We start from the raw sequence: 10939 nt of genomic DNA on the forward strand, positions 1-10939 counted from the left end.
CCTCGGCGCCGAGCAGCGTGCCCACCGTGCGATTCACGTTGCGCACCGGCAGTTCCAGGGTGACGGGGTGTGCGTCCTCGAGCGCTCCCTCGGCGAGCTGGATCAGCGTCTGGTCGAGCGCCTTGTCGAGTCCGTGGTCCTGGCCGCGCACCCGACGCGTCGGACCCTTGTCCTCGATCCGACGGAAGATCGGGCTGAGATCGAGGCCCTTGCTCTTCCAGTGCGCGACGGCGGCATCGGTGTGCAACCGCTGCGACTGGCCGACCGCCTCGTCGAGCGTCCGATAACCCAACTGTGCCAAATACTTCCGCACATCCTCGGCGATGAACCGGAAGAAGTTGACGATGTGCTCGGCCTGCCCGCTGAACCGCGCACGCAACTGCGGATTCTGGGTGGCCACACCCACCGGACAGGTGTCGAGGTGACACACACGCATCATGATGCAGCCGGTCACGATGAGCGGCGCGGTGGAGAATCCGTATTCTTCGGCACCGAGCAACGCCGCCATGATCACATCCCGACCATTACGCAGCGCGCCGTCACACTGGACGGTGATGCGATCGCGTAAACCGTTGAGCATCAACGTTTGTTGCGCGTCGGCCAGACCGATCTCCCACGGCGTGCCGGCGTGTTTGAGTGAGGTCAGCGGCGAGGCCCCGGTGCCGCCGTCGTGACCGGAGATGAGCACGACGTCGGCATGCGCCTTGGACACACCGGTGGCGACCGTGCCGACGCCGACTGCGCTGACCAGCTTCACGTGGATTCGGGCCTGCGAATTGGCGTTCTTGAGGTCGTGGATCAGCTGGGCGAGATCCTCGATCGAGTAGATGTCGTGATGCGGCGGCGGCGAGATGAGTGCCACGCCCGGGGTCGAGTGGCGGGTCTTGGCGATCCACGGGTACACCTTGTACGCCGGAAGCTGGCCGCCCTCACCGGGTTTGGCTCCCTGCGCCATCTTGATCTGGATGTCGGTGGCGTTGATCAGATAATCGCTGGTGACACCGAACCGGCCCGACGCCACCTGTTTGACCGCACTGCGCCGCTCCGGATCGTAGAGCCGGTCGACGTCCTCGCCGCCCTCCCCGGAGTTCGACCGGGCACCGATGCGGTTCATCGCGATCGCAATGGTCTCGTGCGCTTCGGCCGAGATCGAGCCGTAACTCATGGCGCCGGTGTTGAAACGCTTCATGATCTCCTCGGCCGGCTCGACCTCCTCGAGCGGGATCGGGTCGCGCGCACCGAGATCGAGTTCGAACAGACCGCGCAGCGTGCCGCCCTCGCGTTGGAGGCGGTCGACCTCGTCGGAGTACTTCTGGAACACGTCGTCGCGCCCGGTCTTGGTGGCGTGCTGCAGCAGGAAGATCGTCTCCGGGGTGAACACATGCAGTTCACCCTCGCGGCGGTACTGGTACTCGCCACCCACCTCGAGTCGGCGATAGACCTGCTCGGTCGGGTTCTCCGGGAACGCGCGATGGTGGCGCATCCGGACCTCCTCGGCGAGTTCGTCGAGGCCGACACCCTCGATGCGGGAGACGGTCCGGGTGAAGTACTCCCTGACCACCTCCGAGGACAGGCCGACGGCCTCGAACGCCTGCGAGGCGGTGTAGGAGCTGATGGTGGAGATACCCATCTTGCTCATCACCTTCAGCACACCCTTGCCGAGTGCCTCGACGTAATTGCGGATGGCCTTGCTGGCGGCCACCCCGATCAGCTCGCCCTGCGCGATCAGATCCTCGATCGATTCCAGTGCGAGATACGGATTCACGGCGGCCGCACCGAATCCGATGAGCAGGGCGATGTGGTGGACCTCGCGGGCATCACCGGACTCGACGACCAGCGCGACCTTGGTGCGTTCCTTGGTGCGGACCAGGTGGTGATGCACCGCGGAGGTGGCCAGCAGCGACGGGATCGGTGCGTGTTCGCGGTCGGTGTGGCGGTCGGAGATCACCAGGGTGCGATGCCCCTCGGCAATTGCCTGGCTGGCGCGCAACCGCAGATCCTCCAGTGCCGCAGCCAATCCCGGCCCGCCGTCGGCGACCTCGTAGAGCCCGTGGAGCACCTTGGCCGACAACCCGGGGTTGTCGCCGTCGTCGTCGATGTGGACGAGCTTGGCGAGATCGTGGTTGTCGATGACCGGCCAGTGCAACAAGATCTGTCGGCACGATGCCGCGGTGGGGCGCAACAGGTTCTGCTCGGGTCCCATGACCCGGGCCATCGAGGTGACGATCTCCTCACGGATGGCGTCCAGCGGCGGGTTGGTGACCTGTGCGAAGAGTTCGACGAAGTAGTCGTAGAGAAGGCGAGAACGCTTGGACAACACCGCAACCGGGGTGTCGGTGCCCATCGAGCCGAGCGGCTCGTAGCCGGAGGCCGCCATCGGGGTGAGCAGGACGCGCAGATCCTCCTCGGTGTATCCGAACGAGACCTGTCGGCGTACGACGGTGTCGTGATTCGGCGTGTAGACCGGTCGCGGCGGCAACGTCGCGATGTCGAGAAGACCCGCGTGCAGCCATTCGTCGTAGGGCTCGGCGTTGATCAGGTCGCCCTTGACCTCCTCGTCGGGGATGATCCGACCGGCGGCGGTGTCGACGAGGAACATCTTGCCCGGCTCGAGCCGACCCTTGGAGACGACGTCGTCGACCGGAACGTCGAGGACTCCGGCCTCGGAGGCGAGGATCACCCGCCCGTCGCGGGTCTGCCACCAGCGTCCCGGGCGCAGGCCATTGCGGTCGAGGACCGCCCCGACGACGGTGCCATCGGTGAAGGTGACGCATGCCGGCCCGTCCCACGCCTCCATGAGCGAGCCGTTGAACTGCAGGAACGCCCGCCGTTTGGGATCCATCGTGGGCACGTTCTCCCACGCCTCCGGCACCATCAACATCACCGCGTGGGCGACGCTGCGTCCACCGAGATGCAGCAGCTCGAGCACCTCGTCGAGCGACGCGGAGTCGGAGGCCTCCGGCGTGCAGATCGGGAACGCGCGCTTGAGGTCACCGGGAATCAGGTCGGTCTCCAGCAGGGCCTCCCGCGCGCGCATCCGGTTGCGGTTGCCGCGGACGGTGTTGATCTCGCCGTTGTGGGCGACGAATCGGAAGGGATGTGCGAGCGGCCAGGACGGGAAGGTGTTGGTCGAGAAACGCGAGTGGACGATGGCGATCGCGCTCGTGCACCGTTCGTCGCGCAGATCCGGGTAGTACAGCGGCAGCTGCATCGTGGTGAGCATGCCCTTGTAGACGATCGTGCGGCTCGACAGCGACGGGAAATAGAGTCCGGTGCCCTCGGCGTCGATCTCCGGGGTCACCCGCTCGGCCTGCTTGCGGAAGGGATAGATCGCCCGGTCGAGGTCGATGCCACCGATGCGTGTGACTCCTGGCCCGGGGTCGACGGTGACGAACAGCTGCACCATGTGCGGCATGCAATCGAGTGCGGTCTCGCCGATATCGGCGCCCTCGGCGTCGACCGGGAGCTCGCGCCAGCCGAGGATCGTGATGCCCTCGGCGGCCGCGAGGTCGGTCACCCGAGCGATCGCCGTCGAGCGGAGGTCGGGGTCCCTCGGCAGGAAGCAGGTGCCCGCCGCGTAGGTGTTGACTCCCGATGCGGTCGGCGCGGGAAGTTCGAAATCAACACTGGCGCGCAGCAATTCGTCGGGCAACTGGATCAGGATGCCTGCACCGTCACCGCTGTTGGCCTCGGCGCCGGCCGCGCCACGATGTTCCAGATTCTCCAGCGCCAGCAACCCGTCGGAGACGATCGAGTGTGAGCGTCGGCCGTGGATGTCGGTGACCATCGCCACACCACAGGAATCGACCTCGGCCTCGGGGTCGTACAGGCCCTGCTTGGCAGGGAGCGCCGAAAACAACATCAATACCTCCACCGGATTCGTGACGAATCGCATGCATGATGTCCTCTGGGACAGCGCTGGCCCGTGGAGCACGTCGGTCGCGGGTATGGGCTGCCGCAAACCGTGAAATCCCACTGTAACCGACCCACCAGCGGGGTGCCCGTGATGGCGAGGTGATCCGAGCCGGCTCGAACGCCGAATCCCGTCAGCTGGTGTGTGGGGTGTCTTTGGCGGAGTCGGGAGCGGGGTCGGTGTCGACGGGAGCGCTGTCGGCGGTGTCGGGAGCGCTGTCGGCGTCAGGCTGAGGGCTGTCGGCGTCGGGGGAAGCGCCGTCGACGGTATCGGGAGCGCTGTCGGCATCAGGCTCGGCGCTGTCGGCGTCGGGCTCGCCGTCGGCATCCGCGGGAGCGCTATCGGCGTCAGCCGGAGCGCTGTCAGCGTCAGGCTGAGCGCTGTCGGCGTCGGGCTGGGCGCTGTCGGAGGTGTCGGGAGCGCTGTCGGCATCAGGCTCGACGCTGTCGGCGTCGGGCTCGCCGTCGGCATCCGCGGGAGCTCTATCGGCGTCAGCCGGAGCGCTGTCAGCGTCAGGCTGAGCGCTGTCGGAGTCGGGCTGGGCGCTGTCGGCATCAGGCTGGGCGCCGTCGGCGGTGTCGGGAGCGCTGTCGGTGTCAGGCTCGGCGCTGTCGGCGTCGGCTGCGGGGGACGTCCACGGGGAGGGGGCTGGGGTGGCCGGTGCGACGGCGTCCTCGTCGAGTTCCGGGTCGACGGCGGCTTCCTCGTCGTGTTCGGCGATGCCCTTGTCGATGACCTCGGTCGCGGTGGTGTCGTCGCCTGCATCGGTCATCTCGCCGTCGGAGTCGAACGGCTCGTCCTCGTCGGGCTCCGACCCGGGCTCGTCGTCGAGTTCGTCGTCCGGGTATCGGTCGTCGACGTAGCCGACGACACCGAGGGCTTCGAGTTCCTCGGCACGGTCGGGGTAGTACATCTCCAGACCGCGCTCGCGGCCCTTGGTGGCGACGACGAAGTAGATCGCCGCGCACACGAACAGCAGGGCGGAGGTGAAGACGTTGATGCGGATGCCGGCGATGAAGGTGTACGCGGTGTCCGAGCGCAGGAGTTCGACGACGAATCGGCCTGCACAGTACCCGGCCACGTACAGTGCGAACAGTCGGCCGTGACCGATGCGGAATCGCCGGTCGAGCACCACGAGCACGAGAACCACGAGCACGTTCCACACCAACTCGTACAAGAAGGTGGGGTGGACGATCTCGTACACCTGGCCGGTCGAGGTCCCGTTGATCAGGTTGGGTCCGGTCTGGATGCCGTTGGTGCGCTCGTAGATCTCCAACCCCCACGGCACCGTTGTCGGTCGGCCGTAGAGCTCCTGGTTGAAGTAGTTGCCCAGCCGCCCGATCGCCTGGGCGAGGAGGATCGCGGGCGCGATGGCATCGCCGAACGCGGGCAACCGGATACCGTGACGGCGCGCACCGATCCACGCGCCGAGGGCACCGAGGATCACCGCACCCCAGATTCCGAGACCACCGTCCCAGATCTTGAAGACGTCGATCGGGGACTTGCCACCGCCGCCGAAGTAGATTGACCAGTCGGTGAGGACGTGATAGATACGGCCACCGATCAGACCGAAGGGCACTGCCCAGATGGCGATGTCGAGGACTTCACCGGGCTGGCCGCCGCGTGCGATCCAGCGGCGATCCCCCCACCAGACCGCGACGATGATGCCGACGATGATGCACAGCGCATACGCCCGCAGCGGGACCGGCCCGAGATGCCAGACCCCCTGCGGCGGACTGGGGATATAGGCGAGCAACGTCGTCGTCGGCGCGATCACGGTCACACCCTAACCGACTGTCGAAGGCACACGATCGCACCACCCGGTCGGTTCGTCCGATCGGACCTCACGTGCGCGGGTCACCTCGGCGGGTTCGGATGGGCGACGCCGTCGGCGAGTTCGCGTACCAGATCACGCAGCTGACCCTGCCCGGCCTGCGCCGCGGTCACCAGGGCCGAACCCACGATGACACCGTCGGCATAAGAGGCGATCTCGGCGGCCTGCTCGCCACTGCGGACGCCGAGACCGACCCCGATCGGGATGTCGGAGTACTCGCGGATCCGGGCACAGAGCTCGGGGGCGGCGTTCGACACCGCGGTGCGAGCGCCGGTCACTCCCATCGTCGAGGCCGCATAGACGAAACCGCGACACGCATCGATGGTGTACGCCAGACGTTCCGGGGTCGACGACGGTGCGACCAGATAGATGCGGTCCAACCCGTGGGCATCGGAGGCCTCGTGCCACGCATGTCCCTCCTCCGGGATGAGGTTGGGGGTGATCAGTCCGGCTCCCCCGGCCTCGGCGAGATCGGCGGAGAACCGCTCGACACCGTAGGCGAGGATGGGATTCCAGTAACTCATCACGACGGCCTGCCCCCCGGCCTCGGTGATCGCCCGGACCGCGGTGAACACGTCGCGCACCCGCACCCCGTTGGTCAGTGCGAGATCGGCGGCTTCCTGGATCGTCGGCCCGTCCATCACCGGATCCGAGTAGGGCACCCCGACCTCGATGATGTCGCACCCGGCCTCGACCATGGTGGTGAACGACTCCACCGACCCGGCCACCGTCGGATAGCCCACGGGCAGATAGCCGATCAGCGCGGCACGGCCCTGCTCGCGGCAGCGGGTGAAGACCGGCGAGAGCTTGGAGGCTCCGGCGTGTCGGACGGTCGGCGCAGTCATCGGCTCTCCCCCGGATCTGATTGGGCCGCTTCGGATTCGGACTGTGTCTCGGTTTCCGAGGGAGGCGGATCGAACAGATGGAACCATTCCGCGGCGGTGTCGACGTCCTTGTCGCCGCGACCGGACAGGCTGACGACGATGATCGGTGCGCCGTCGGTACCGGCCTGCGCCCCGCGCGGTGAGGTGCGGGCGAGTTCGTGGCCGAGTTGCAACGCCCCGGCCACCGCATGCGCCGACTCGATCGCCGGGATGATCCCTTCTCGCCGGCTCAGCAACGCCAGTGCATTCATCGCCTCGGTGTCGGTGATCGGTCGGTACTCGGCCCGGCCGATGTCCTTGAGATAGGCATGCTCGGGACCGACCCCGGGGTAATCCAAACCCGCCGAGATGGAATGGGATTCGATGGTCTGGCCGTCCTCGTCCTGCAGGAGGTAGGAGAACGCACCCTGGAAGGCGCCCGGTGAACCACCGGTGAACGTCGCCGCGTGCCGGCCGGTATCGACGCCGTCACCGGCGGCCTCGTACCCGACGAGCCGGACGTCGGCGTCGTCGATGAAAGGGTGGAACACACCGATCGCGTTCGAGCCGCCGCCGACGCAGGCCACCACCGCGTCGGGCAACCGCCCGACGCGCGAGAGGATCTGTGCCCGGGCCTCGAGGCCGACGATGCGCTGCAGATCGCGCACCAGCATCGGGAACGGATGCGGCCCCGCGGCGGTACCGAAGCAGTAGTAGGTGTTGTGCGAGTTGGTGACCCAGTCACGGAGCGCCTCGTTGATGGCGTCCTTGAGGGTCGCCGAGCCGGTCTCCACCGCAATCACCGTCGCACCGAGCAGGCGCATCCGCGCCACGTTCAGCGCCTGGCGTTCGGTGTCGACGCGACCCATGTAGACGATGCACTCCATCCCGAACAGGGCACAGCCGGTGGCGGTGGCGACCCCGTGCTGACCGGCGCCGGTCTCGGCGATGATGCGCGACTTGCCCATCCGGCGGGCCAGCAACAACTGACCGAGCACGTTGTTGATCTTGTGGGAACCGGTGTGGTTCAGGTCTTCTCGCTTGAGGAAGACCCGCGCGCCGCCGGCATCGTCGGACAACCGCGTCGCCTCGTACAGCGGCGAGGGCCGACCGACGTAGTCACGCTGCAGCCGGTCGAGTTCGGCGAGGTAGTCGTCATCGGTGCGCATCTTCTCGTAGGCGGTGGTCACCTCGTCGATGACCGCCATCAACGCCTCGGGAACGTGCCGCCCACCGTAGACACCGAAGTGTCCGCCGGCGTCGGGCTCGAGGGAGGTGCGGGTGGCCACTCCCTGACTGGCCGTGGGCAGGACGGTCGGGGCGGCGTCGGTGCCGCTGCTCTGATCGGTCGTCACAGGACACCTCACTGCATCACATACGCGTCCACGGCTCGGCCGGAGCCGAAGACCGTTGTCAGCGAACGGGTTTCGGACAGGACGGGTGGGTGCCGGCGGTCACCAGCTCCGCCACCGCGGTTCGGGGGTCGCCACTGGTGACCAGCCCCTCGCCCACCAGGACCGCATCGGCGCCGGCGCCGGCGAAGGCCAGCAGGTCGGCGGTGCCGCGCACACCCGACTCGGCGACACGAATCACCTTGGTGGGCAGGCCCGGAGCGATCCGGGAGAAATTGTCGCGATCGACCTCGAGGGTCTTGAGATTGCGGTTGTTGACGCCGACCACCGAGGCGCCCGCCTCCAGCGCGCGGTTGGCCTCTTCCTCGGTGTGCACCTCGACGAGAGCCGTCATGCCCAGGCTCTCGGTGCGATCGAGCAACGAAGCCAACACATTCTGTTCCAGGGCCGCGACGATCAGCAAGATCATGTCGGCACCATGTGCGCGCGCCTCATGGATCTGGTACGGCCCGACAATGAAATCCTTGCGCAGCACCGGGATGTTCACGGCCGCGCGGACGGCATCGAGATCGGCGAGCGACCCGCGGAAGCGCCGCTCCTCGGTGAGCACACTGATGATCCGGGCGCCACCGTCCTCATAGGCACGCGCGAGTTCGGCGGGGTCGGCGATGGTGGCGAGCTCACCCTTCGACGGGCTGGCACGCTTGCACTCGGCGATCACCCCGATGCCGGGCTGTTGGAACGCAGCCATCACGTCCTTGGGGTCGGGCGCCTGGACCGAGGCCGCCTTGACGGCCGCGTAATCGACGACCGCTTCGCGCGCGGCGACGTCGGCCTTGACTCCCTCGATGATCGAATCGAGGACGTTCGGCGTGCTCACGACAGCTGGTTCCCTTTCGACGCTCCTTGCCCTCACCAGGGTAGACCGGGGTTCCCGGCGACCCGTGCGCGGGTCCGTCGAGACCCACGTCACGCCGAGCATCGCAGGGATCAGCGCTGTTCGGTCGGGTCGATCCCGGTGTCGAGGGCGTCCCACATCATGCGTTCGTTCACGTGTGGCGGTTCCGTGCGCGCCGCGTCCTCGCCGTCGGCCGCCGCGTTCGTCCCGTCCCGACCGGTGAGCCCGCCGGCCGGCTCCGTCCCTGCATCGCCGGCCGCCTTGCGGCGCTCGTGCTCGGCGAAGATCTCGCGCTCGAGTTCGTCGCGGCGTGCGGCAGGTGTCCGATACTTGCTCGACATCCCCGCACCCGAGGCCGAGCGCAGCAACAGAACACCGGCCGCGACGCAACACACTGTCCCCGCGAAGACGATCGCCGACACCCAGCCGTGGGTGGTCGTCAGCCGCACGATGTACCGATCGGACAGATCGATCGCCCGTGCCGCGTAGAGCGAATCGGAGCTGCTGGTCAGCAGCGACAGCGCCGGGAACGCGGCGAGCAGTCCGCCCGCGGCGACGAGGACCGCCACGATCCGCAATCCCCACCCACGCAGCGAAAACGCCGCGAGGATCGCCGCGAGCAACACCAACGCCAGCGGCGTCAGCCACGGACTCCAGTCCGCACCCTTGACCTGCATGTATCGATCCGGCGACATACCGTCACCGGCAAAGACGGTCGCCCACGTCACGCGTGAGGCCGACCAGAACGCCAGTGCACCCAACGCCATCAGTATCGCGGCGATCACCTTGATCCGACGGGACCTGCGGGCGGTATCCGCGGCGTTGGGGGTCGTCGGATCGGGGGCCTGCTCACTCATCTGTCGACCCACCTTCGGTGGCGCCGCCAGAGACCCGACGCATCGTCGAGGCGGCGGCAACCGCATTGAGAACCGCGGTCGCCTTGTTCCGCGCCTCGTTGTACTCGTAGTCGGGATCGCTGTCGGCCACCACCCCGCCGCCGGCCTGCACATAGGCGGTGCCGTCCTTGATCAATGCAGTGCGAATGGCGATCGCGGTGTCGGCGTTGCCGGCGAAGTCGAGGTAGCCGACGATGCCGCCGTACAGGCCGCGTCGTGTCCGCTCGTGGGTGTCGATGAGCTCCATCGCCCGCACCTTGGGCGCACCGGTGAGCGTCCCCGCCGGGAAGCACGCCGTCACCGCGTCCAGGGCGTGCTTGTCCTCACGCAACTCCCCCGACACCGTCGACACCAGGTGCATGACGTGGCTGTACCGCTCGATGTGTCGGTAATCGCTCACCTTCACGGTGCCGGGACGACACACCCGACCGAGATCATTACGTCCGAGATCGACGAGCATCAGATGTTCGGCGTTCTCCTTCTCGTCGGCGATCAGGTCCTTCCCGAGCAGTTGATCCTCCTCCTCGGTCGCCCCACGCCACCGGGTACCGGCGATCGGATGGGTCGTCGCCCAGCCGTCCTGCACGGTCACCAGCGCCTCGGGGCTCGACCCGACGATCGTGAACGGATCGGACTCGATTCCCGGAATCCGCAGCAGGTACATGTACGGACTCGGATTGGACGCGCGCAGCACCCGGTACACGTCGAGCGGGTCGGCGGCGGTGTCCATCTCGAACCGCATCGACGGCACCACCTGGAAGGCCTCGCCCGCCTCGATCTCGCCGACGAGGTCGCGCACGATCTCGTGGTACTCCTCACGGCTGCGCTGCACCCGAAAGTCGGGGGCGGGTCGGTCGAAATGCGACACCGTCGACGGTGCCGGCGCGGCGAGGGCCTGGGTCATCCGGTCCAGCCGGGCCACAGCATCGGCGTAGGCCTGCTCGGCACGCTCGTCGGAACCGTCCCAGTTGACGGCGTTGGCGATCAGGGTGATCGTGCCCTCATGATGATCGACCGCGGCCAGATCGGTCGCGAGCAACATCATCAGATCCGGCAGGTGCAGGTCATCGGTGGTCGTCTCGGGGAGCCGTTCGAGCCGACGCACCATGTCATATGCCATGAATCCGACGAAGCCGCCGGTCAGCGGCGGCATGTCCGGCAACGGATCGGTGGCCAGCAGCCG

The 10939-nt window shown here is 67.5% G+C and carries 7 protein-coding genes; all 7 read right to left on the bottom strand.

What is annotated here, in order from left to right:
• Positions 1-3862: glutamate synthase large subunit (gltB, locus tag B1964_RS12975; protein ID WP_079930053.1), on the bottom strand; the 3862-nt coding region annotated here is incomplete at its 3' end.
• Positions 3863-4046: 184 nt separating this feature from the next.
• Positions 4047-5696, bottom strand: coding sequence for a prolipoprotein diacylglyceryl transferase (gene lgt, locus B1964_RS12980; protein WP_079930050.1), 1650 nt, complete (start codon positions 5694-5696; stop codon positions 4047-4049).
• A gap of 74 nt (positions 5697-5770) precedes the next feature.
• Positions 5771-6592: a tryptophan synthase subunit alpha gene (gene trpA, locus B1964_RS12985; protein ID WP_006371428.1), complete on the bottom strand. Its 822-nt coding sequence runs from the start codon at positions 6590-6592 to the stop codon at positions 5771-5773.
• Positions 6589-7965: a tryptophan synthase subunit beta gene (gene trpB, locus B1964_RS12990; protein ID WP_079930051.1), complete on the bottom strand. Its 1377-nt coding sequence runs from the start codon at positions 7963-7965 to the stop codon at positions 6589-6591. Before trpB ends, trpA begins: the two co-directional genes overlap by 4 nt.
• 58 nt (positions 7966-8023) lie before the next feature.
• Positions 8024-8842, bottom strand: coding sequence for an indole-3-glycerol phosphate synthase TrpC (gene trpC / locus B1964_RS12995; RefSeq protein ID WP_006371430.1), 819 nt, complete (start codon positions 8840-8842; stop codon positions 8024-8026).
• A 110-nt stretch (positions 8843-8952) separates the two neighbouring features.
• A complete protein-coding gene (locus tag B1964_RS13000; RefSeq protein ID WP_079930054.1) occupies positions 8953-9717 on the bottom strand; it encodes a TIGR02234 family membrane protein in 765 nt (254 codons plus the stop codon).
• The coding region (locus tag B1964_RS13005; protein ID WP_079930052.1) for an anthranilate synthase component I at positions 9710-10939 on the bottom strand (1230 nt) is incomplete at its 5' end. The genes B1964_RS13005 and B1964_RS13000, both read right to left, overlap by 8 nt.

Origin of the sequence: Gordonia sp. i37, from assembly GCF_002043085.1 — a bacterium.
Taxonomy (GTDB): domain Bacteria; phylum Actinomycetota; class Actinomycetes; order Mycobacteriales; family Mycobacteriaceae; genus Gordonia; species Gordonia polyisoprenivorans.